Below are 21911 nucleotides of genomic sequence, written 5' to 3'. Positions count from 1 at the left end.
TGCGGACCCGTCAGGCACATTCTCAGATGCCCCCACGAAAGTACGCTAGATCGGCCACTCCATCGCCCTGGGATCGATGTCGGAGTCTGACTTCGCCATCTGGCTGTGCAACAATTCCGTCAAGGCTGGGGACTGAAACACGATGGGGAGGACGGGATGCCATATGCAAGTTCGGACGGGGTGAAGCTCTACTTCGAGGAAACGGGATCCGGCACGCCGATCATCTTCGTGCATGAATTCGCCGCCGACTGGCGCAGCTGGGAGGCACAGGTGCGCCATTTCGGACGTCACTATCGCTGCATCGCCTACAGCGCGCGCGGCTATACCGGTTCCGATGTGCCGACCGACCAGAGCCTCTACAGCTATGAGCATTTCGCCGACGATATCGGCGTGGTGCTGGACCATCTCGGCATCGACAGGGCCTATGTCGTCGGTCTCAGCATGGGGGCCTATGCCGCGCTGCAGTTCGGCCTGCGTGCGCCCGAGCGGGTGCTGGGTCTGGTGCTGGCAGGCGTCGGTTCCGGCTCCCCGCCGGACGAGCGCGCCGCCTTCATGGAACAGACGGCAAAGCTGGCCGACCTGATCGAGGCAAAGGGGTCCGAGGGTCTGGTGGACGCGGTCGCGGAGGGACCGACCCGCATTCACCTGCAGAACAAGGACCCGCGCGGGTTCGAGGAATTCCGCCGCAACCTCGGCGAACATCCGGCGCTCGGTTCCGCCTACACCATGCGCAACTATCAGGGCCAGCGCCCGTCCCTGACGGACTTCACGGCAGAGCTTGCCGCAATGACCCTGCCGGTGCTGATCGCTGTGGGTGACGAGGACGAGCCCTGCATCGAGACCAGCCTGTTCCTGAAGCGCACCATCCCCGCCTCCGGCCTCTGGATGGCACCGAAGACCGCGCACGGCATGAACCTGGAGGAACCGGCGGCGTTCAACGATCAGGTGGAACGGTTCCTTCATGCCGTGGAACTGGGCAAGTGGGGCCCCCGCGATCCGCGCGCGCAAGGGAACGCGCCGATGCCGACGAAGGGCCAGGATTGAAGCTCAGCCCTTGCCCCGACGCGCGGATCGCAGACAGCGTTCGGAGCAGTAACGGACCTGCGCCCAGTTGAGCGCCCACTTGCGCCGCCAGGCAAAGGGGCGCTGGCAGGTGGCGCAGGTCTTGACCGGCAGATCGGATTTTCGCTGCATCTTCATGAATGCGCCTGTCCAGCAGGAGATTGCGCAAGACATACGAGCGGAATGCGGAACAGGATTGCTTCGGTGGAGCTGGTTCACCCTCCGGGAGATGCTCCCAACGACAGGATCAATGCCATGAGAGCAGACCATTGCCTGCCCTGACCACCTTTCCCCTGATCCCGCTGCTGATCGGCCTGTTCGTGCAGACGCTGGTCACCATGGCGGCCTATTCGGTGCCGGCCGCGGCACCGGCCATCGCCGCTGACCTGGGCGTGGCGGGGGAACGTGTGGGGGTGTTCATCTCCATCGTCTATGGCGTCGGAATGATCTCCGCCATCCTGTCGGTCAGCTTCATCCACCGCTACGGCGCGGTCAGGGTCAGCCAGGTGATCATCCTGGCGGGGATTGCCATGATCGCTGCCGCGTCACTGGGCGGGACAGTGCTGGCGCTGGGACTGTCGGCGGTGCTGCTGGGTCTGGGCTATGGCGCGACCGCCCCCACCAGTTCGCACCTGCTGATGAAGCGGACACCGCCGTCGATCCGCAATCTGGTCTTCTCCATCCGCCAGATCGGCGTGCCGCTGGGCGGCGTGCTGGGCGGCCTGATCGTGCCGCCGCTGGTGCTCGGCTTCGACTGGCAGACGGCAATCGGGGTGCAGATCATCCCGGCCCTGATCATGCTGGTGCTGCTGCAGGTGGTGCGCGGCACCTATGACACCGGGCGCAATCCGGCGCATGTCATCACCGCGTCCGGGCTGCTCGGCCCCTTGCGCCTGCTGCGCAGCCTGCCGGAGATCCGCAGCCTGACCCTGGCTGTCTTCTTCTACGCCGGCATGCAGCTCTGCTTCGTGTCGTTCATGAGCGTGCATCTGACCAGCCGTGCCGGGTTCGATCTGGTCGGTGCGGGCCAGATGCTCGCCGCCTACCAGATCTCCGGCGTCATCACGCGACCCATCTGGGGCGTGGTCGCCGACCGTTGGATACCCGCGCCGCGGATGCTGGCCGTGATGGGACTTGTGATGGGGGCCATGGGGGCACTTGCCGGCATGTTCTCGGCCGACTGGCCCTGGGGCGGCATCCTGCTGGTCGCCGTCGTCGCGGGGGCCACGGCCAGCGGCTACACCGGTCTCGCCTTCGCCGAGTTCGCCCGCATCGGCGGGCAGGAGAATGTGGCCGAGGCGGCGGGGCTGGGTGCCTTCAGCCAGTTCTTCGGCGTCATGGTCCTGCCCAGCCTGTTCAGCGTGCTGGTCACCCTGTCGGACTATGGTCTGGCCTACAGCACCATGGCCGTGCTTTCGGGACTGACCGGGATCGCCCTGCTGCGGATCAGACCGCCCGCCTGAACTGCGCGCCAAGGCGTTCCGGCTGGTCGGAGCGGAAGATCAGATCGTCCACGGCCTCGCCCGACCGATACCGCGCCACCAGCGCATCCGGATCGAACACCTCCCCCACCGGATTGGCGGCGAATGCCTCCGTGCGCATGAAGTCATTGGCCTGTTCCGGCGTCATGAGGTCGACCTGGAACTCCAGCCCATTGCCGTCGGGGTCGCAGTAGTACATCGACAGGGTAAAGCCGTGCCGGATCGGGCGGACCGGCAGGATGCCCTGCGCCTTCAGACGGCTGTAGGTGTCCAGCAGATCGTCGATCCCGGCCCAGGTGTAGGCCAGATGGTTGAGGCCGGCTCCGGCGCGCTTGCCCTGCTCGGCGTCGCCCGGTTCCTCCGGACCCAGATTGGCGAAGGCGAACCGGTGATGTTCGTCGTCGTAGGTCAGGAATGCCAGCCGCTTGCCCTGATGCTGCACCCGCGCCTCGAACACCACGGCGTACCAGTCGATCATCTGCTGATAGCGATGGGTGTTGAACACCACATGCGCGAACTTGGTCGGTGCGGCCATCGGTTCCTCCAGCCCTCTGCCATCCGAAGCCCAAACACTCTACGCTCCCGCTCCGATCAGGAACAACCGGAGGGTCAACGACATGACAGGACGCAGCGTAAAGCTCGGCATCATCGGCTGCGGCATAATGGGGGAGCGGATCATCCGCGCCACCCTTTCACTGGACCCGGACCTGATCACGCTCTCGGCGCTCTGGGACCCGGACCCGAAGGCGCGGGCGCGGCTGACCGCCGAAATGCCGGATCTGCCGTTCGTCGATCACGCGCCCGACGTCGCGGCAGCGGCGGACGTGATCTACATCGCGTCCCCCCCTGCCACCCACCTCGGCCATGCGCGCATCGCCCTGGGCGCCGGGCGCGCCGTGTTCACGGAGAAACCGCTGGCTGTCTCGATGGAGGAAAGCCAGGCATTCCTGGAAATGGTGGACCGGTCGGGGCTGGCAGCGGCAGTGAACTTCATCTTCGCCTCCTCCCCCGCCGTCGCTTCGCTGAAGAAATGGCTGGCGGAGGGCGTGATCGGCACGCCTGAACTGCTGGAGATCAGCACCGAGTTCGCCCAATGGCCCCGCCCCTGGCAGATGGATGCCGACGGCTGGCTTTCGCGCCGGGCGGAGGGCGGCTTCACCCGCGAAGTGGTCTCCCACTTCCTGTTCCTGACCCGCCGCCTCTGCGGGCCGCTGCGCCTGGGGAGCGCATCCGCGAGATTCCCCGGCGGCGACATGGCGGAGACAGCCATTGCCGCAGACATGACCGCCGGGGACCTGCCGGTCAGGCTGAAGGGCGGTGTCGGCACCACCGATCAGGCCGACCACAATCTCTGGACACTGACCGGCACGGATGGCGCGATCCGGCTGCGGGACTGGTCCTTTGCGGAGCGACTGACCGCCGACGGTAACTGGGTCGGAGACCCCGAAGCCCCCAGCCACGAAGTCGCCCGCCCGATGATCCTGCAGGGCCAGGTCACGAAACTGGCGGCCATGGTGCAGGGCGAACCCCATGATCTTGCCACGGTGGCGGAGGCGCTGGAGGTCCAGTCGGTCGTCGAACGCATTCTGGCGACCGGCTGAAGCTCGCACTGCTTGACACCGGAACCACCTTGATTGAACATTCGTTCAAATTGGTTCCGGGGAGGAAAGCACATGGCTAAATTTGATCGGGTCATCAAGAACGGGATGATCGTGGATGGTACGCGGGCGCCGCGCTATCGCGGTGACATCGGCATTCGCGACGGTGTCATTGCGGAGATCGGACACATCGATGCCGCTGACGGGGCGGAGGTGATCGACGCGACGGGCCTGATCGTTGCGCCGGGCTTCATCGACCTGCACACGCATTATGACGCGCAGCTCTTCTGGGATCCCTATTGCACCATTTCCGGCTGGCACGGCATCACCTCCGTCGTCATCGGCAACTGCGGTTTCGGCTTTGCCCCGGTGCATCCGGAGGCGCGGGAGCGGGCGATGATGTCGATGACACGGGTGGAGGCGATCCCGCTGCCGTCGATGGAGGCCGGGCTGCCCTGGGACTGGGTGACGTTCCCCGAATTCCTGGACAGCGTCGACCGGGCGCCGAAGTCGGTGAACATCCTGCCCTATGTGCCCATCGGGCCGCTGCTGATCTGGGTGCTGGGTTTCGAAGGGGCCAAGGCCGGACGGATGCCGACCGACGCCGAGCACGCGGAACTGCGGCGCCTGCTGCATGAGTCGCTGGATGCGGGCGGCTGTGGATGGTCGGCGCAGCGGATGCTGCCCACGGGTCCGGCGGCGGTGCAGCGCGACTTCGACGGCACCCCCATGCCGACGGATGTGATGCATGACGAGACCTGCCGCGAGCTCGCGAAGGTGCTGCGGGAGCGGAACGAGGGCTTCATGCAGATGCTGCTGGTCTCCGGTGACAACGACAAGGACCAGAAGTTCTACGAGGAGATGGCGGAGATTTCCGGCCGGCCCATGATCATGAATGTGGTGCAGGCCTTCGACCACCGCCCCGAGATCCATCGCCGCGTGCTGGCATGGCTGCAGAGCTGTCGCGAACGCGGCATCCAGGTGGTCGGCCAGGGTCTGACCACCGACGCCGGTTTCACCTTCACGTTCGAGGACTGGAACCTGTTCGACGATATCGAGGCCTGGTGCGAGGCGACGACCGGCACCTTCGAGGAGCGCAAGCAGAAGCTGGCCGATCCGGAACGGCGCAAGGCGCTGCGGGAGAACATGCCCCGCACCGCCACCGGGCCGCTGGACCAGATCGTCATCGTCGGGCCGAAGCTGGATCACAACCAGGAATGGCTGGACCACACGCTGGCCCTCGCGGCGGAGAAGATGGGCAAGCATCCGGTGGATGTCATGCTCGACATGGCCGTGGAGGAAAATCTGGAGACCGAGTTCTTCGCCGCACCGCCCAATGGCCGCATCGACTATCTGAAGGAGATCGTCGACGACCCCTACGTGCTGTTCGGCGTCTCCGACGGCGGTGCGCACACCAAGTTCCTCACCGCCGGGCGCTATCCGACGGAGACCCTGGTCAAGATCGTGCGCGAGCACGGCATGATCAGTCTGGAGGAAGCCCACTGGCGGCTGTCCGCCCTGCCGGCGCAGCTTGCGGGCTTCGTCGGGCGCGGTGTGCTGCGCAAGGGCGCACCGGCCGACATCCTGGTCTATGACTACGAGAATCTGGAAGTCCTGGAGCCGGAGATCGTGCATGATCTGCCGGCCGGTGAATGGCGCCGTGTGCAGCGTGCCTCCGGCTATCGCCACGTCCTGGTGAACGGCGAGGTGACGATCCGCGATGACCAGCCGACCAACGTCCATTCGGGTCGGCTGCTGCGCTTCGGTACCGGCATGGCACAGACCGACGGGGCCATGGCCGCCGAGTAGGCGGCGCAGGGGAGAGCACACCAGATGACGGCACAGACCGCCCGGACGACCGGGCGACGCGCAGGCTCCGCGTCAACGGCGGGTACCGAAGGGTCCGGGCGGGAGGCCGTGCTGAAATCGGCGCTGGAGGCGTTCTTCGCGCACGGGTTCCACGACACCTCCATGCGCAAGATCGCCGACGGTGCGGGCACCGCGATCTCCCACGCCTACTACTACTTCCCCTCCAAGGTGGAGATCCTGCGCACGCTGATGATCGGCGTGACAACGGACCTGATCCATGTGCTGGAGGCCGCGCGGGATGCGGCGGGCGACGACCCGGTGGAGCGGCTGGCCGCGCTGGTGCGCAACCATGTGCGCCTGCATACGGAGCGCCAGGCGGAATCCTTCGTCGCCAATACCGAACTGCGCAGCCTGTCGGCGGAGGAGCGGCAGGAGATCGTGGCCCTGCGCGACCATATCGCCACCCTGTTCAAGGACGCTGTGGACGACGGTCTGCGGCGCGGGTGCTTCCACACCGCTAACCGGGATGAGGCGGTCCTGGCCATCGTCACCATGTGCACCGCCGTCGCGAGCTGGTACCGAAGCGACGGGCCGAAGGCACCGGAGGTGATCGCGGATGGCTACGCCGCACTCGCCCTCGACATGCTCGGGTGCCGACGCGGGTCAGCGGTCGCCGGTAAACCGACGGCGCAGGCGGGTTGACAGGGCGTCCATCACGATCACCATCAGCACGGTCAGGATGATGATGTAGAGCGTGTTCTCCCAGTCGCGGGAGGTCTTGATCGTCTCCACCAGCATCAGCCCGATGCCCCCTGCCCCCAGCGCACCGATGACGGTGGCGGAGCGAGTGTTGGATTCCAGATAGTAGAACCCCTGCGAGATGAAGATCGGCAGGATCTGCGGGATGACACCGAAACGGTAGCTCTGCAGCTTGGAGGCCCCCGTGGCGTTCACCCCCTCCACCTGACGCCGGTCGATGTTTTCCAGCGCCTCGGAGAACAGCTTGCCCAGCGTGCCGGTATCCGTGAAGGCGATGGCCAGCGCGCCCGTCAGCGGGCCGAGCCCGAAGGAGCGAATGAAGATCAGCGACCAGATCAGCATGTCGATGCCCCGCACGAAATCGAACAGCCGGCGCACGAAGAATCGCACTGGTCCGGAGGGCGTGAAATTGCGTGCCGCCAGGAATGCCAGCGGCAGGGCCACGAAGACCGCCGTGAAGGTGCCCAGCACCGCCATCAGCAGGGTTTCCAGCAGCGCGACGAAGACATTGCCGTGCTGCCAGTCCGGATTGGTCCAGAAGGTGTCGAGGATCAGCAGCCAGTTGGCGGTGCCCGGCTCCAGTTCCTCGTCGCTCAGGGCCAGGTCCAGCAGTTCACCCGCCGTGAGGACGCTCAGCGGTGACCGGAAGGGAAAGAAGAAATTCTCCCAGCCCGCGAAGTAGCGGTGCACCTCCATCTTGGCGCGGGAGACCTGAACCCGGCGGCTCAGATCGGGACGGGCGTCGAACTTGGCGCTGGTGGCCCGCAGCCAGTCGGGTTTCCGCCCCGGCGGCAGTTCGGTGATGACCCGACCGTCCTGCACCGAAACCCTGATCAGGCCATAGTCCGGGACATCAAGGGTCAGGGAGGTCGCGCGCATGGTGACCGTGTAGCCGTCCTCCATGTCGATGGTCAGTTTCTCCCCATCGACGGCCACCCAGTCGGGCGGCGTCTCGTAGGTCGCCGTCCGCTCCCCCTCTATCGCGATGGACGTGGTGCCGCGTCGCAGCAGGCGGGTGACATGGACCTTGTGAGCCACAGCGTCGGTGGCCAGCAGCGCCGCCTGCTCCGGCTTGGCGCTCTTGATCAGGGCCGGGACGTCGAAGGCGAACCAGGTGTAGGTCAGATAGACCAGCAAGAGCGCCAGCATCGCGAAGCCGATCCGCGTGGTCCGGCGCAAGGCGCGGGCGACGGTATCGCGCTGCACGGTCAGACCGGAATCCAGGGTCATGCCGGTGGCGCTCATGTCAATGCCTCCGTCTGGGCAATGCGCTGTCGCATCCATGACGACGCCTGGTCGATCAGGAAGATGGTCAGGATCAGCAGCACGAACAGGGCCGCAGTCTCATCGCCGGCCCGCTGCCCCCAGCCGATGGTCCGCCGCAGTTCGGAACCGATCCCGCCCGCGCCGACAAAGCCCAGGATGGCGGAGGCGCGCACATTGATCTCGAACCGCATCATGAAATAGCTCAGGTAGTTCGGCAGCACCTGAGGCAGGACCGCAAAGCGCATCCGCTGGAACCAGCTTGCGCCACAGGCCCCCAGTCCCTCCACCGCGCGGGTATCGATGTTCTCGTTCACTTCGGAGAACTGCTTGCCCAGCGCCCCTGTGGTGTGGAACGCCACGGCGATCATTGCCGGGATCGGACTGGAACCCAGCACGAAGATCAGGAAGAGCGCGATGATCAGTTCCGGGAAGGCGCGCATCACATCCATGATCCTGCGCGCGACCGGCACGACCGGCGGCCAGACATTGAGGTTGCTGGCCCCCAGGAAGGCAAAGACCATGGCCCCGAGACCGCCCAGGATCGTTGCAACGGCGGCAATGTTCAGCGTCTCGATCAGCGCGGGCAGGAAGCGCCAGAGCAGGCCGGGAAACGCGGCCCCCGCATCCCAGGCTTCCGCGACGATCTCACCGGGATAGTCGAAGAACTTGGCCAGACCACTGATGAACCCGCCGGAGTTCATCTCGTTTGCCTGTCCGTACCCCCCCACCATGACGACAGTCAGCAGCACCACGATGGCTGCGGAATAGAGTTGGCGCCTGCGCTTCATCTGCAGGATTTCGTCTCTCAGGTGGGCAGATGCGATCATGAACGGGCGCACTCACGGCTGGACTGGAAGAAGGGTGATGGCAGGCAATGGCAACGGCGAACGGACGGCCCGGAACATTCCGGACCGTCCGCCCTCGTCGCGAACCGTGATGGCTCAGTTGGACTTCGCCTTGCGCGCGGCCACGATGACCTCGTAGTCGGCATGGCTGATCGGAGCGATCGCCTTGATCTTGCCGGCCATGAAGCCGTAGGCGCATTCCGGATCCATCGAGGGCAGGCTGGCCAGCATGGCCACCATCTTGATCTTCACATCGGCCGGCAGATCCTTGCGCAGCACGATGGGGCCTTCCGGGATGACCTTGGAGCGCCAGATTTCCACCAGCTGGGTCATGTCGACCAGACCGGCATCGGCGGCCTTGCGGAAGGCGCCGCTGTTGTAGCCGTCTTCCCAGTTGCCCAGGCCATCGGCCCAGCTGACACCACCGTCGATATCACCATTCTGCACGGCGACGATGGTCTGCTCATGACCGCCGGTGAAGACGACCTCACCGAAATGCTCACCGGACTTCATCGTGTAGCCGGCAGCGGGGATCTCGATGGACGGGATCAGGTAGCCGGAGGTGGAATTCGGATCACCGAAGCCGAACTTCTTGCCCTTCATGTCGTCCAGGTTCTTGATGCCGCTGTCGACACGGGCAAAGCCGATGGAGTGATAACCGAAGGAACCGTCGGCATTGATCTTGGTCAGGACCGGCTCAACCGCATTCGGGTCGGTCAGGTAGACCTTGGCATAGCCGGAAGCGCCCAGCCAGGCCATGTCCAGGTTGCCGCCCAGCAGCCCCTCGATCACGCCATTGTAGTCGGCGGGGGCGAACAGCTTGGTCTCGACACCCAGCAGGGCCTCGGTCTTCTCGACCAGGCACTCGTTGCTGCGCAGGCGGTCGGAGGCATTCTCGCCACCCAGGATGCCGATGCGGAATTCGCTGATGCCGCTGTCAGCCAGGGCGACGCCGGACAGCATCGTGGCTGCGGCGGCGAGTGTCGCGATACGGGTGAATTTCATCGTCTTGTCCCTCCAGAGAATTGACTGATGTGATGGTGGTAGTTGCTGCGTCGGATCAGGCGGGCACAGCGGCGGGGCCAAGTCCCTGCGGCTGTCGTGCCCCGCGACCCAGCGCGGTAGACGTCATGGATTCATCGATTTCGTGATCGGCACCGTAGATCTCGCGCACCGTCGCGGCACTCAGGGCGCTGGACGGACCGTCGAAGACCAGTTCTCCCTGACGCATCCCGATCACCCGGTCACAATAGGCACGGGCGGTATCCAGGGTGTGCAGGTTGCACAGCACCGTCATCTGGTCGCGTTCATGGATCTGGCGCAGCGACTTCATCACCGTCTCGGCGCTCAACGGGTCCAGCGATGCGATGGGTTCATCGGCCAGGATCATCTTGGGGTTCTGCGTCAGGGCGCGGGCGATGGCGACGCGCTGCTGCTGGCCACCGGACAGGGTCTCGGCCCGCTGCAGCGCCTTGTCGGCAATGCCCAGCCGGTCGAGTGCCGCCAGCGCGCGGTCAATGTCCTCGTCACTGAAGATGCTGAACAGGCTGCCGATCAGGCCATGGCCATTCAGCCGCCCGAGCATCACGTTGGTCACCACATTCAGGCGCGGCACCAGATTGAACTGCTGGAAGATCATGGCGCAGTCCCGCTGCCAGGCCCGCTTCTCCCGCCCCCGCAGTTGCAGCACATCAACGTCGTTGACCAGGACGGCACCGGCGCTCGCCGGTGTCAGGCGATTGATCATGCGGAGCAGCGTGGACTTGCCTGCGCCCGAGCGACCGATGACGCCGACCATCTGCGGACGCGCAACGTCGAAACTGACATCCTTGACAGCCACGACACCGCCGCCGAACTGCTTCTCCAGCTTTCGGACTTCCAGCATCAACCCCTCCTGAAGTTCGGGAGCAGGTCTAGTGGTGCGCCATGAAACGCAGATGACAGTCCTGTGAAGCTTTTTTGACGGTCGATGGTCATTGGGCTGCAACAGTCAGATGCGATAATCAGTTCCGTTTGTCTGTATCCGGGAGGTCGGAATGCCCACGAAAGCTGTCGAGCGCCTTTTCACCCGTCTGGCGGAGCGTGGCAGCGGCAGCTATGGCCTCTCCGACGTTTCCCAGCTGGAGCATGCGCTTCAGTCCGCCACGCTGGCGGAGGCGCAGGGTGGCGATGACGCCCTGGTGATTGCCGCGCTGCTGCATGACATCGGGCATCTGGTGACCGACACGGACGAGGCGCTGGCTGAAAGGGGTATCGATGACCGGCATGAAGTCGCGGGCGCGCGGACACTCGATCTCGTGTTCGGACCGTCGGTGGCCGACCCGGTGCGGCTGCATGTGGCTGCCAAACGCTATCTCTGCACGGTCGAACCGGACTACTTCGATCTGCTGTCCGCCGATTCCGTGCGCAGCCTGGAACTGCAGGGTGGCCTCATGGACGAGGCCGAGCGGACCGCATTCGAGGCCGAGCCGGGCCACCGCGCCGCGATCAAGCTGCGCCGCATCGACGACGCCGCGAAGGTGCCGGGGATGGAGACGCCTGTGTTGCAGGACTATCGGGACATGGCCGATGGTCTGGCCGCCGCGCATCAGGGCGGGTGATCCTCGACCCGCAGGTCACTGCATTTCTGCAAGGACCCATCCGGTCGCGGCAGAGATCGCCAGCACACGGCCGATTCCCCAGTGCAACCGCAGCAGCAGCACAGCACTCAACAGCGACAGCACCGGGACACGCCAGTCGATACTTGCCAGCTCCGGCTGCCACAAGGTCAGCGGCCCGACGGTCTGCCGTGTGACATTGGCGAACATCACATGCAGCGCGAACCAGATCGACAGGTTCAGCATGACCCCGACCACCGACGCCGTGATCGCGGCCAGCGCCCCCCGGAGGCGCGGCTGGCCGGAGATCCATTCGATGTAGGGCGCCCCGGCGAAGATCCAGAGAAAGCATGGTGCGAACGTCGCCCATAGGGTCACCATGGCTCCGGCGAGCCCGAGCCAGAGCCCGCCGCTCCGGAACCCGGCGAGAAAGCCGACGAACTCCGTCACCAGTATCAGCGGCCCCGGCGTCGTTTCCGCCAGACCAAGCCCGTCCAGCATCTCCCCTGCACTCAGCCAGCCGAATCCCGTGACGACCTGCTGCGCCATGTAGGCCAGGACCGCATAGGCGCCACCAAAGGTCACGACCGCCAGCTTGGAGAAGAAATGGCCGATCGTGGCGAGTACCGGGGCCGCCGCCAGCAGGTCCAGCAGCAGCAGCGGCGCCCACCAGACGAACAGCCAGAGCAGGACCGTCTGTCCCGTTGACCTGACAGAAACGGGGGCGGGCGCAGCACGCCCTGCCTCCCGCGCATCCGCCGCACCGGGCCGCAGGCTGAACCCGACGACCGCCGCGGCGACGATGATCAGCGGGAACGGCAACTCGAACAGGAATATCCCGCCAAAGGCCGCACCGGCGATGATCCAGCCGGTCAGACGATGCAGGGCCCGTCGCGCCACCTTCAGCAGTGCTTCCACGACGATCACCAGGACCGCAGCCTTGATGCCCAGAAACAGCGTCGCCAGCAGCGGGGTCTTGCCGAAATGGGCGTAGAGAATGGCCAGGCCAAGGACCACGCAGGCACCGGGAATGACAAAGAGCATGCCCGCCAGCAAGCCACCCGGAACGCCGCGCAACCGCCAGCCCGCATAGGTCGCAAGCTGCATCGCCTCCGGCCCCGGCAGCAGCATGCAGAAGCTCAGCGCGTCGAGATACTGCCGCTCCGAAAGCCAGCGCTTCTCCTCCACCAGCACCCGGTGCATCAGAGCGATCTGGGCGGCGGGTCCCCCGAACGAAAGCAGACCGATGCGCCCGAACGCGCGGAAGACATCCGGCCAGGCCGGCGCTCCGGCGGGCAGACGGACGGAGGCGGATTCAGTCATGGCGTTCATCCATTGCATCGCCGCACCGGCGATGGGGTGCTTGGTGGAGGACAATTCCGGCCTGCAGCAGTTGCAGGTCATCGCGAAACTTTCGTGACAGACCGGCCTCTCTCAGGCCTGATCTATCACGATCTCGACGCGGTCGGCGGCGAAGCGGGTTTCCGAAAGCTGGATCGGGGCGCCGTGCAGATCCACATTCAGGGCGCGCGCAACCATGACGAGACCGTCATCCGTCAGGTCGAGCTCGGTCGCCTCCACCGGCAGGGCGCGTCGTGCCTCCAGCACCGTGGAGCGGCGTACATAATCGGCAACGCCGCAGGCCGCGAGGGCCCGGGTTATGGAGCCGGTGCGGTCCAGATGTACAGGCAGGTCTGCGAAGCGGGCGGCATCGAACCAGTGTGTGGCGAAGCTGATCGGCGTCTCCTCCGCCATGCCACGGGTCTCCAGCATCACGACGTCGGCCCCGACGGCGAGCCGCAGCGCCTCCGCTACCACCGCGTCGGCCGCGACCCGCGCGTGGCGCAGCAGCAGCAGCCGGCCCGAACTGTTCTGCGCCTCCAGCGCCGTGGAGAATCGCGTACGGCGGCCGATCGGATAGGTGATGCGCGGACGCCGCACCACGAAGGTTCCGCGCCCCCGCTCGCTGCGGATCACCCCTTCGCGACCGAGTGCGGAGAGGGCAGCCCGCACGGTATGGCGGTTGACGCTGAAACGGGTGGCAAGCTCGGCCTCGGAAGGCAGACGGCCGTCCCGCTCCGCCGACCACAGCGCCAGATCCTGGCGAATCCGGTCCGCGATCTGGCGCCAGAGCGCCACACCGCTGCGGCGGCCCACGTCAGCCGTATCCGTCATCTTGTCTGTCAGTTCCGTCACCTGTCGTGGTCCCTGTCACATGGCTGTCACGCCGACACTATAACCGGATGACAGGGAAACAACAGTTGTCTATACAAATAGACAACTATGACGACCGGCATCGGAGCAGACCCGTGAGCACCACCGAACCAGACCTTCAGCCCAGGCGCGACCGCATGGCCGTGCTGGCCCGTGCGGAGGGCAAGCAGTTGCGCGAACTCTGGGGCGGTCTCGGGATCGATCCGGCCTTCGAGATGGTGCGCGGACCGGAGACCGGACTGGCCACCGTGCGCGGCCGGATCAGCGGCGATGGTGCCCCCTTCAACTTCGGTGATGTGACCGTCACCCGCGCCAGCGTCCGGTTGCAGGACGGCGCGGTCGGTCATGCCTATCGCCTCGGCCGTGACCAGGGGGCAGCCCGACTCTGCGCCGTCATCGACGCGTTGGCCGATGACGCGGCGATGGCGGCGACCATCGACAGCCGGCTTGTGGAGCCGCTGCGCGAAGCACTTGCCGCGCGGGACCGGCAGCGGCAGGCGGAGACCGCTGCAACGAAGGTTGATTTCTTCACGCTGGTGCGGGGAGAGGACTGATGGCCGAAACGGATTTCCTCTCGGGCGGCCTCGCCGATCCGGTGATTGCCGGCCAGTCAGCCTTCCGCGCCATCATGCAGGCCATGGCGGAACCCGGGACGATCCAGGCCATTACGGATTGCCCGACGCCGCCGAAAGGTCTGCGTCGGACCATGGCCTCCATCGCGACCACGCTCTGTGATGCCGACACGCCGATATGGCTGGATCCTGAACTGGCGGGCAATCCGCTGGTCGTGAAGTGGCTGGCGTTTCATACCGGCGCGCCGGTCACGGCAGACAGTGCAGCGGCCATGTTCGCCTTCGTCAGCGACCCGTCTTCCATGCCTGCGCTGGATCGCTTTGCCAAGGGCACGGATGCCTACCCGGATCGCTCCACCACTTTGGTACTGGCGGTGGACGGCTTCGACAGGGGCACGCCACTGTCGCTCACGGGACCCGGAATCGAACACCTGCGCCGGTTCACCTTCGCCCCCATGCCGGAGGCCTTCATCGACCAGTGGAGCGGGAATCGCGCCCTCTTCCCCCGCGGCGTGGACCTGATCCTCGCCGGGCCCGAAGCGGTCGCCTGCCTGCCGCGCTCGACGCGGATCGGGAAGGGAGAGGACTGAGCCATGTATGTTGCCGTGAAGGGTGGCGAGACCGCCATCGACAATGCCCACAAGCTGCTGGCCGACCGCCGTCGCGGCAATCGGGACGTGGCCGACCTGGGTCTGGACCAGATCATGGAGCAGCTTTCGCTGGCCGTGGACCGGGTGATGAGCGAGGGCGCGCTGTATGACCGTGAACTGGCCGCGCTGGCCATCAAGCAGGCGCGGGGCGACCTGATCGAGGCGATCTTCCTGGCCCGCGCCTATCGCACCACCCTGCCCCGCTTTGGCTATACCCAGCCCGTGGATACCGGCCGGATGCAGGTGGAACGGCGCATCTCGGCCTGCTTCAAGGATCTGCCGGGGGGACAGCTTCTGGGACCCACGTTCGACTATACCCACCGCCTGCTCGACCCGGCGCTGGCGGGTGGCGCCGCTCCTGAGACACCTGAGGTGCGCGACCCGGACGGTGCCCCGATGATGCGCGTCTCCGACTTCCTGGGGCAGGAGGGGCTGCTGGAACCCGCACCCGACGCCGCGGACAAGCCGGTGCCCGACGACATTGCCCGCAACCCGATGAGCTATCCGATGGACCGGGACGCCCGGCTGCAGGCGCTGGCGCGCGGCGACGAGGGCTTCCTGCTGTCGATGGGCTACTCCACCCAGCGCGGCTATGCCCGCAGCCACCCCTTCGCCGGAGAAATCCGCATCGGGGAGGTGGAGCTGGAGATCGCGGTGCCGGAACTGGATTTCGCCGCACCGCTGGGCCGCATCCAGGTCACCGAGTGCCAGATGGTCAACCAGTTCCAGGGCTCGGCCAAGGCCCCGCCCCAGTTCACCCGCGGCTATGGTCTGGTCTTCGGTCAGGCGGAGCGCAAGTCCATGGCCATGGCCCTGGTCGACCGGGCCCTGCGCGCCACGGAACTGGGGGAGGATCTGACCGCCCCGGCGCAGGACGAGGAGTTCGTCATCGCCCATTCAGACAACGTCCAGGCGACCGGTTTCGTGGAGCATCTGAAACTGCCCCACTACGTCGATTTCCAGTCGGAACTGAACCTGGTCCGGCGGATGCGGGCAGAGGTGGAAGCGCGCACTGAAACACATCAGGAGGCGGCGGAATGAGTGCCCTCGACGCCGGAAACGAACAGGTCATCGCGACCTACAATTTCGCCTATCTGGACGAGCAGACGAAGCGCATGATCCGCCGCGCGCTCCTGAAGGGGATAGCCGTGCCGGGCTACCAGGTGCCTTTCGCCAGCCGGGAAATGCCGATGCCCTATGGCTGGGGCACCGGCGGCGTGCAGGTCACCGCCGCGATCATCGGACCCGACGACCGGCTGAAGGTCATCGACCAGGGCGCCGACGACACCACCAACGCCATTTCGATCCGCAAGTTCTTCGAGCGCACGACCGGTGTCGAGACCACCACGGCCACGGCAGAGGCCAGCATCATCCAGACCCGCCACCGCATCCCGGAGACACCGCTGACCGCAGGGCAGATTCTCGTGTTTCAGGTGCCGATTCCGGAGCCGCTCCGGTTCCTGGAACCGCGCGAGACCGAGACCCGGACCATGCACGCGCTGGAGGAATACGGCGTCATGCATGTGAAGCTGTATGAGGACATTGCCCGCCACGGCCACATCGCCACCACCTATGCCTACCCGGTGAAGGTGGAGGGGCGCTATGTCACCGACCCCTCCCCCACACCGAAGTTCGACAATCCGAAGATGCACCGCAATCCGGCGCTGCAGCTGTTCGGGGCAGGGCGGGAGATGCGCATCTATGCCATTCCGCCATGGACGGAGGTCGTCAGTCTGGATTTCGAGGATCACCCGTTCGAGGTGCAGGCATTCGATCGGCCCTGCGCGCTGTGTGGCGCTGAAGACGTGTTCCTGGACGAGGTCATCACCGATGACCGGGGCGGGCGGATGTTCGTCTGCTCCGACACCGACCATTGCAACAGGCGTCAGGCAGAGGGCCATGCGGGGGAGCAGGCGGCATGAGCATGCAGGACAATGATCCGCCGCTGATGCGTGTCAGCAACCTGACACACATGTACGGTGACCGTATCGGCTGCCGCGATGTCAGCTTCGATCTCTATCCGGGGGAAGTGCTGGCGGTCGTCGGCGAATCCGGTTCCGGCAAGACCACCCTGCTGAACTGCGTTTCCGGCCGGCAGCACTGCACCGCAGGCACAATCAGCTACCGCATGCGGGACGGTCGGCTGCAGGACCTCAATGCCCTGTCAGAGGCGGAGCGGCGGTTCCTGATGCGCACCGACTGGGGTTTCGTGCACCAGAATCCCGCCGACGGGCTGCGCATGAACGTCTCCGCCGGGGCGAATGTGGGGGAGCGGCTGATGGCGGTGGGGCAGCGCCACTATGGCCGCATCCGCGAAACCGCCGACGACTGGCTGGGACGGGTGGAGATCAGCCATGACCGTATCGACGACCGCCCCGGGACCTTCTCGGGCGGCATGCGGCAGCGGCTGCAGATCGCACGCAATCTCGTCACCGGACCACGGCTGGTCTTCATGGATGAGCCGACCGGAGGGCTGGATGTCTCGGTTCAGGCGCGGCTGCTGGACCTGTTGCGGGGTCTGGTCGATGACCTGGGCCTGTCTGCCATCGTCGTCACCCACGACCTCGCCGTGGCGCGGCTGCTGTCCCAGCGGATGATGGTCATGAAGGACGGACAGGTGATCGAGACCGGCCTGACCGACCGGGTGCTGGACGATCCCCAGGCGCCCTACACGCAGCTTCTCGTTTCCTCCATCCTGCAGGTCTGAGCCATGACACAGCGCCTTCTTCTGACCGGTGTCGACAAGTCCTTCACCCTGCATCTGCGCGATGGCGTGACCCTGCCGGTCGTTGCCGGGGTCAGCTTCCATGTCGATGGCGGCGAATGTGTTGTCCTGGGCGGACAGTCCGGGGCGGGCAAGAGTTCGATCCTGAAGATGGTCTATGGCAACTATGGCGTCGGTGCCGGGCAGATCCTGATCACCCATGCCGGTGACCAGGTCGACATGGCCAGCGCGGACGCGCGGCTGGTGATGCAGGTCCGGCGACAGACGCTGGGCTATGTCAGCCAGTTCCTGCGCGCCATCCCGCGGGTTGCGGCCATCGACGTGGCAGCGGAACCGCTGGTGCGTGCCGGTGTCACCGCCGAGGCGGCGCGGGAGCGCGCGGCGGCACTGTTCGCGCGCCTCAATCTGCCCGAACGGCTCTGGTCCCTGCCACCCGCGACCTTCTCCGGCGGGGAGCAGCAGCGCGTGAACATCGCGCGCGGTTTCCTGCCCGATCTGCCTGTCCTGCTGCTGGACGAGCCGACGGCATCGCTCGACGCCCGCAATCGCCAGGTGGTGATTGACATGATCGCGGAGAAGAAGGCGAACGGGACCGCACTTCTGGGTATCTTCCACGACGCGGATGTCCGTGAAGCCGTGGCCGACCGAATCGTTGATGTCAGCCGGTTCGCAACCGCTGCGGTGGCCGCATGACCGGTCGCGAAGCTGTCATGACGATCAGGTATTCGATGCGCGAATCGGGCTGACGTAGAAAGGGGTCCAACGATGCGACATGCCATCTACTTCGTGCCACCGCCGGAGGATCCAATGGGCCGGATCGCGACCCAGTGGCTTGGCCGGGATGTCTTCACCGGTACCGTCAGTCGCAATCCTGCGGTCGGCAACCTGAGTTCGGCCGACGTCGCCTTCCACACCGCAGCCGCCCGGCGATACGGCTTTCATGCGACCATGAAGGCACCTTTCAGGCTGGCGCGGGGCCGCGGCGAATCAGAACTGGTGCAGGCCTTTCTGGACTTCTGCCTTGATGAAACCGCCTTCATCGTGCCGCACATGAAGATCGCCCGCATCGGTCGATTCTTCGCCCTGGTTCCGGCCCGGCCCTCGCTGGAGATCGACGCCCTGGCCTGCAAGGCAGTGTTGGCATTCGAGCGGTTTCGCGCGCCATTGAGCGAAGCTGAACTGGCCCGCCGCCAGCCCGGTTCCCTGACCATCGCGCAATTGCGCAACCTGCATCGCTGGGGCTATCCGCACGTGCTGGATACCTTCCGTTTCCACATGACCCTGACCGGACCCGTGCCCGACTCCGACCGTGCGACCGTGGAGCATGCGTTGCAGGAATGGTTTGCACCCGTGATCGATCTGCCGATGACCCTCGGCAGCCTGGCCCTGATGCGGGAGGCGGAGCCGGGTGCGCCGTTCCGCGTCCACGAACATGCCCCGCTGCAGCAGCTGAATGAACGGATGACCGCCTGAAATGAGCCAAGAGACACTGTTGAAGAATGCCCGCCTGGTGCTGGAGGACGAGGTCGTGACCGGCTCCGTGCTGCTGCGTGACGGTCTGATTGCCGATGTGGGCGGCGCGTCGGAAGCTGCAGGAGACGACATGGGTGGGGACTACCTGCTGCCCGGTCTGGTGGAACTGCATACCGACCATCTGGAGGGTCATTACGCCCCCCGGCCCAAGGTCCGCTGGAACCCCTTTGCCGCCGTGCAGGCGCATGATGCGCAGATCGCAAGCTCTGCCATCACCACGGTCTTCGACGCGCTGCGGGTCGGCAATACGGACGGAGATCATGATCTGGTCACCGACGACATGGTGGTGCTGGCCGAGGCCATACAGAGCGGCATGGCGACCGGGCGACTGCGCGCCGACCATTTCCTGCATCTGCGGTGCGAGGTCTCATCACCCGATTGCCTGGCCGCCTTCGAAAGGCTGGGCGGCAAGCAGGGGGTGCGTCTCGCCTCCCTGATGGATCACGCGCCGGGACAGCGGCAGTTCGCCAATCTGGATGCCTACAAGATCTATTACCAGGGCAAGCTGAAGATGACCGATGCCGAGTTCGCGGCGTTCTGCGACATGCGTGTGGACCAGTCGCGGCAGAACTCCGACCACAATCGCGGCGCCATCGCCGAAATCGCGCGGCAGCGTGGCATCGTGCTGGCCAGCCATGATGACGCCACCCGCGAACACGTCGACGAGGCGGAGGACAATGGCGTGCGCGTCGCCGAATTCCCGACGACCGAGGCCGCCGCCAGATCGTCCCATGAGCGCGGCATGGCCGTCCTGATGGGCGCACCCAACGTTGTCCGCGGCGGTTCCCATTCCGGCAATATCGCGGCGCAGCACCTCGCGGAACTGGGACTGCTCGACATCCTGTCGTCGGACTACATCCCCTTCAGCCTGATCCAGGCGACATTCCAGCTTGCGGAGACCGTAGACGGCATCTCCCTGCCCCAGGCCGTAGGCATGGCGACACACCAGCCCGCACGTTCGGTGGGACTGGACGACCGGGGCGTGATCGCGGTAGGCAAGCGCGCCGATCTGGCGCGCGTCCGTGTCCAGGATGGCGTACCTGTGGTGCGCACGGTCTGGCGTCAGGGGGAACGGGTTGTCTGAACAGGGTGGCGGCGACAGGGACGGCGATACAGGCGGCGCGCTGCTGGTCATCGTCGGGCCGAGTGGCGCGGGCAAGGACACCCTGATCGACGGACTCCGGCTCCACTTCGCCGACGATGCCCGTGTCCGCTTCGTGCAGCGCACCGTGACTCGAAAGGCCGACCCGAATGCCGAGGCGCACGCGAGCATGACCGTGGCCGACTTCGAGGCCGCGCAGCAGGCCGGAGCCTTCTCCGTGACCTGGGACGCCAACGGCCTGAAATACGGTCTCCCTGCTGATGTTGCCGACCATCTGGCCAGCGGCGGGCTGGCCATCGCCAATGGTTCCCGTCAGGCGCTGCCTGCGATCCGTGCCGCGTTCGCCCGCGTGATCGTGGTTGCCGTGACCGTCGCCGAGGCCGAACTCGCGCGCCGTCTTGCCGCCCGTGGACGGGAAACTGCCGAGGAGATCAGGGCCCGCCTGCAGCGCGCCCGAGACCTGAAGGTCAGCGGCGATGACGTGCTGCACCTGGACAACTCCGGTCCGCCGGAAGTCGCGACGGCACGGCTGTGTCGCGTGGTCGAGGATGCGCTTCAGCCCTGAAACGGGTTCCGGAGCGCCCATTTGTCCATGACACGCCGCTCCATTGTGTAGGATGATCCCGGTGAAACTGCCGCCATGGGGAGGCGACGGTTCCTGTTGGGGAGATACAGACAATGACTGATCCGATCCGGTTGCTGGGCGGGCTTGGCTCACCCTATTCGATGAAGATGCGCGCGATACTGCGCTACCGGCGTCTGCCCTTCATCTGGGAACTGCGGAACATCGAAAGCAGGGCGGAGACAGCGCATGTGAAGCCGCAGGTCATCCCCATGGTGCAGTTTCCCGATGATGTGGCCTGGCGGGTGGATTCAACCCCCATCGCGCATGAGCTGGAGCAGCGCCATACGGAACGCTCCATCCTTCCGGAAGATCCGGTACATCGCTTCCTCGCCAACCTGATCGAGGACATGGCCGATGAATGGCTGACCAAGGCCATGTTCCACTATCGCTGGTTCTATGCCGCCGACCGGGACTTCGCATCCTGGTGGATCGCTTCCGACAATGTCCCGGCCGCCGCCCCGCTGGAGGAACGCCGCGCCTTTGCCCGCGACATCTGCGAGCGCCAGGTGAGCCGCATGCCGATCGTCGGCTGCACGGAGGAAAATCGCCCGGTCATCGAGGAAACATTTGCCCGCACCGTTGATGCGCTGGAAACCCATGTTGGGCTTGGCAACTACCTGTTCGGCACCCGGCCCTCGATCGCCGACTTCGGCCTGTTCGGCCAGTTGCGCACCCTGGCCGACGACCCGACATCGATGACGGAGATGCGCCGCCGCGCCCCGACCGTGGTCCACTGGATTCGCCAGACCGATGACCTGTCTGGACTGGAAGGGGACTGGGGCACGTCGGATGCCGAACTGCCGCAGGCCGTGCATGACCTGCTCGCGCTCTGCGGTCAGGCCTATCTGCCCTTCCTTGCCGCCAATGCGGAGGCGCTGGAGAGCGGCGCGGAGGAAGTGCGCATGACCATCTTTGGCCGGCCCTACGCACAGGCGCCGTTCCGCTATCAGGGCAAGTGCCTCAGTCGCCTGCGCAGCCTCTACGGCCGCCTGAAGGGAACCGACAAGGCCCGTGCCGACGCCCTGCTGTCCCCATCCGGCTGTCTGGAGGTCCTGGCCGAATAGATCGGGCCA

Annotated in this window: 24 protein-coding genes; 16 read left to right on the top strand and 8 right to left on the bottom strand. The window is 65.8% G+C overall.

What is annotated here, in order from left to right; translation table 11 throughout:
- Positions 1-156 precede the first annotated feature (156 nt).
- On the top strand, positions 157-1044 hold the full coding sequence (locus tag QGV55_RS02285; protein WP_281018490.1) for an alpha/beta hydrolase: 888 nt from the start codon (positions 157-159) through the stop codon (positions 1042-1044).
- A 3-nt stretch (positions 1045-1047) separates the two neighbouring features.
- Here the strand turns inward: QGV55_RS02285 and QGV55_RS02280 are convergent, their stop codons facing one another.
- On the bottom strand, positions 1048-1194 hold the full coding sequence (locus tag QGV55_RS02280) for a DUF2256 domain-containing protein (RefSeq protein WP_348637660.1): 147 nt from the start codon (positions 1192-1194) through the stop codon (positions 1048-1050).
- A 137-nt stretch (positions 1195-1331) separates the two neighbouring features.
- Between QGV55_RS02280 and QGV55_RS02275 the strand changes: the two genes are divergently transcribed.
- A complete protein-coding gene (locus QGV55_RS02275) occupies positions 1332-2525 on the top strand; it encodes an MFS transporter (RefSeq protein ID WP_281018492.1) in 1194 nt (397 codons plus the stop codon).
- Here the strand turns inward: QGV55_RS02275 and QGV55_RS02270 are convergent.
- A complete protein-coding gene (locus QGV55_RS02270; protein WP_281018493.1) occupies positions 2509-3078 on the bottom strand; it encodes a VOC family protein in 570 nt (189 codons plus the stop codon). The genes QGV55_RS02275 and QGV55_RS02270 overlap by 17 nt on opposite strands.
- 82 nt (positions 3079-3160) lie before the next feature.
- Here QGV55_RS02270 and QGV55_RS02265 point away from each other — a divergent pair, with 82 nt between their 5' ends.
- The 3 genes from QGV55_RS02265 to QGV55_RS02255 all read left to right on the top strand — a co-directional run bounded on the left by QGV55_RS02265 (position 3161) and on the right by QGV55_RS02255 (position 6652).
- Positions 3161-4144, top strand: a complete 984-nt coding sequence (locus QGV55_RS02265; RefSeq protein ID WP_281018494.1) for a Gfo/Idh/MocA family oxidoreductase — start codon at positions 3161-3163, stop codon at positions 4142-4144.
- Between the two features lie 72 nt (positions 4145-4216).
- On the top strand, positions 4217-5950 hold the full coding sequence (locus QGV55_RS02260; RefSeq protein ID WP_281018495.1) for an amidohydrolase family protein: 1734 nt from the start codon (positions 4217-4219) through the stop codon (positions 5948-5950).
- 24 nt (positions 5951-5974) lie between these two features.
- Positions 5975-6652, top strand: a complete 678-nt coding sequence (locus tag QGV55_RS02255) for a TetR family transcriptional regulator (protein ID WP_281018496.1) — start codon at positions 5975-5977, stop codon at positions 6650-6652.
- On the opposite strand, the gene phnE (QGV55_RS02250) is transcribed toward QGV55_RS02255, so the two are convergent.
- From phnE (QGV55_RS02250) to phnC, 4 genes are all read right to left on the bottom strand, one after another.
- Complete coding sequence (phnE, locus tag QGV55_RS02250) at positions 6614-7954, bottom strand: phosphonate ABC transporter, permease protein PhnE (protein ID WP_281018497.1); 1341 nt, start codon at positions 7952-7954, stop codon at positions 6614-6616. The two genes, QGV55_RS02255 and phnE (QGV55_RS02250), sit on opposite strands and share 39 nt — an antisense overlap.
- Positions 7951-8763 (bottom strand): phosphonate ABC transporter, permease protein PhnE, encoded by an 813-nt coding sequence (gene phnE / locus QGV55_RS02245; RefSeq protein ID WP_281018498.1) that lies wholly within the window; start codon positions 8761-8763, stop codon positions 7951-7953. Before phnE (QGV55_RS02245) ends, phnE (QGV55_RS02250) begins: the two co-directional genes overlap by 4 nt.
- Before the next feature lie 153 nt (positions 8764-8916).
- Positions 8917-9825 (bottom strand): phosphonate ABC transporter substrate-binding protein, encoded by a 909-nt coding sequence (phnD, locus tag QGV55_RS02240; RefSeq protein ID WP_281018499.1) that lies wholly within the window; start codon positions 9823-9825, stop codon positions 8917-8919.
- A gap of 55 nt (positions 9826-9880) precedes the next feature.
- A complete protein-coding gene (gene phnC, locus QGV55_RS02235; RefSeq protein ID WP_281018500.1) occupies positions 9881-10705 on the bottom strand; it encodes a phosphonate ABC transporter ATP-binding protein in 825 nt (274 codons plus the stop codon).
- A gap of 151 nt (positions 10706-10856) precedes the next feature.
- Between phnC and QGV55_RS02230 the strand changes: the two genes are divergently transcribed.
- The gene (locus tag QGV55_RS02230; protein ID WP_281018501.1) at positions 10857-11420 is read left to right on the top strand and encodes an HD domain-containing protein; all 564 of its coding nucleotides are present in this window, start codon (positions 10857-10859) and stop codon (positions 11418-11420) included.
- A gap of 15 nt (positions 11421-11435) precedes the next feature.
- On the opposite strand, the gene chrA is transcribed toward QGV55_RS02230, so the two are convergent.
- Together chrA and phnF are read right to left on the bottom strand one after the other, a co-directional pair.
- Positions 11436-12740, bottom strand: a complete 1305-nt coding sequence (gene chrA / locus QGV55_RS02225; RefSeq protein ID WP_281018502.1) for a chromate efflux transporter — start codon at positions 12738-12740, stop codon at positions 11436-11438.
- A 111-nt stretch (positions 12741-12851) separates the two neighbouring features.
- Positions 12852-13613, bottom strand: a complete 762-nt coding sequence (gene phnF, locus QGV55_RS02220; RefSeq protein WP_281018503.1) for a phosphonate metabolism transcriptional regulator PhnF — start codon at positions 13611-13613, stop codon at positions 12852-12854.
- Between the two features lie 113 nt (positions 13614-13726).
- Between phnF and phnG the strand changes: the two genes are divergently transcribed.
- The 10 genes from phnG (at position 13727) to QGV55_RS02170 (ending at position 21902) form a co-directional block, all read left to right on the top strand.
- The gene (gene phnG, locus QGV55_RS02215) at positions 13727-14185 is read left to right on the top strand and encodes a phosphonate C-P lyase system protein PhnG (protein WP_281018504.1); all 459 of its coding nucleotides are present in this window, start codon (positions 13727-13729) and stop codon (positions 14183-14185) included.
- The gene (phnH, locus tag QGV55_RS02210; protein ID WP_281018505.1) at positions 14185-14793 is read left to right on the top strand and encodes a phosphonate C-P lyase system protein PhnH; all 609 of its coding nucleotides are present in this window, start codon (positions 14185-14187) and stop codon (positions 14791-14793) included. The genes phnG and phnH overlap by 1 nt, the downstream gene beginning before the upstream one ends.
- A 3-nt stretch (positions 14794-14796) precedes the next feature.
- Positions 14797-15894, top strand: a complete 1098-nt coding sequence (locus QGV55_RS02205; RefSeq protein ID WP_281018506.1) for a carbon-phosphorus lyase complex subunit PhnI — start codon at positions 14797-14799, stop codon at positions 15892-15894.
- The gene (locus tag QGV55_RS02200) at positions 15891-16775 is read left to right on the top strand and encodes an alpha-D-ribose 1-methylphosphonate 5-phosphate C-P-lyase PhnJ (protein WP_281018507.1); all 885 of its coding nucleotides are present in this window, start codon (positions 15891-15893) and stop codon (positions 16773-16775) included. The genes QGV55_RS02205 and QGV55_RS02200 overlap by 4 nt, the downstream gene beginning before the upstream one ends.
- Positions 16772-17560 carry a phosphonate C-P lyase system protein PhnK gene (gene phnK, locus QGV55_RS02195; RefSeq protein ID WP_281018508.1) on the top strand — a complete coding sequence of 263 codons (789 nt, stop codon included), beginning with the start codon at positions 16772-16774 and terminating at the stop codon, positions 17558-17560. The genes QGV55_RS02200 and phnK overlap by 4 nt, the downstream gene beginning before the upstream one ends.
- Positions 17561-17563: 3 nt before the next feature.
- A complete protein-coding gene (gene phnL / locus QGV55_RS02190) occupies positions 17564-18271 on the top strand; it encodes a phosphonate C-P lyase system protein PhnL (RefSeq protein ID WP_281018509.1) in 708 nt (235 codons plus the stop codon).
- 72 nt (positions 18272-18343) lie between these two features.
- Complete coding sequence (locus QGV55_RS02185) at positions 18344-19051, top strand: DUF1045 domain-containing protein (RefSeq protein ID WP_281018510.1); 708 nt, start codon at positions 18344-18346, stop codon at positions 19049-19051.
- 1 nt (position 19052) lies between these two features.
- On the top strand, positions 19053-20195 hold the full coding sequence (locus tag QGV55_RS02180) for an alpha-D-ribose 1-methylphosphonate 5-triphosphate diphosphatase (RefSeq protein WP_281018511.1): 1143 nt from the start codon (positions 19053-19055) through the stop codon (positions 20193-20195).
- Positions 20188-20778, top strand: a complete 591-nt coding sequence (gene phnN, locus QGV55_RS02175) for a phosphonate metabolism protein/1,5-bisphosphokinase (PRPP-forming) PhnN (protein ID WP_281018512.1) — start codon at positions 20188-20190, stop codon at positions 20776-20778. Before QGV55_RS02180 ends, phnN begins: the two co-directional genes overlap by 8 nt.
- A 113-nt stretch (positions 20779-20891) precedes the next feature.
- A complete protein-coding gene (locus QGV55_RS02170) occupies positions 20892-21902 on the top strand; it encodes a glutathione S-transferase C-terminal domain-containing protein (RefSeq protein WP_281018513.1) in 1011 nt (336 codons plus the stop codon).
- Positions 21903-21911: the final 9 nt, after the last annotated feature.

It is taken from the genome of Minwuia sp. IMCC3009 (genome assembly GCF_029909415.1).
Taxonomy (GTDB): Bacteria; Pseudomonadota; Alphaproteobacteria; order Minwuiales; family Minwuiaceae; genus Minwuia.
This window is presented reverse-complemented; position numbering and strand designations above follow the sequence as displayed.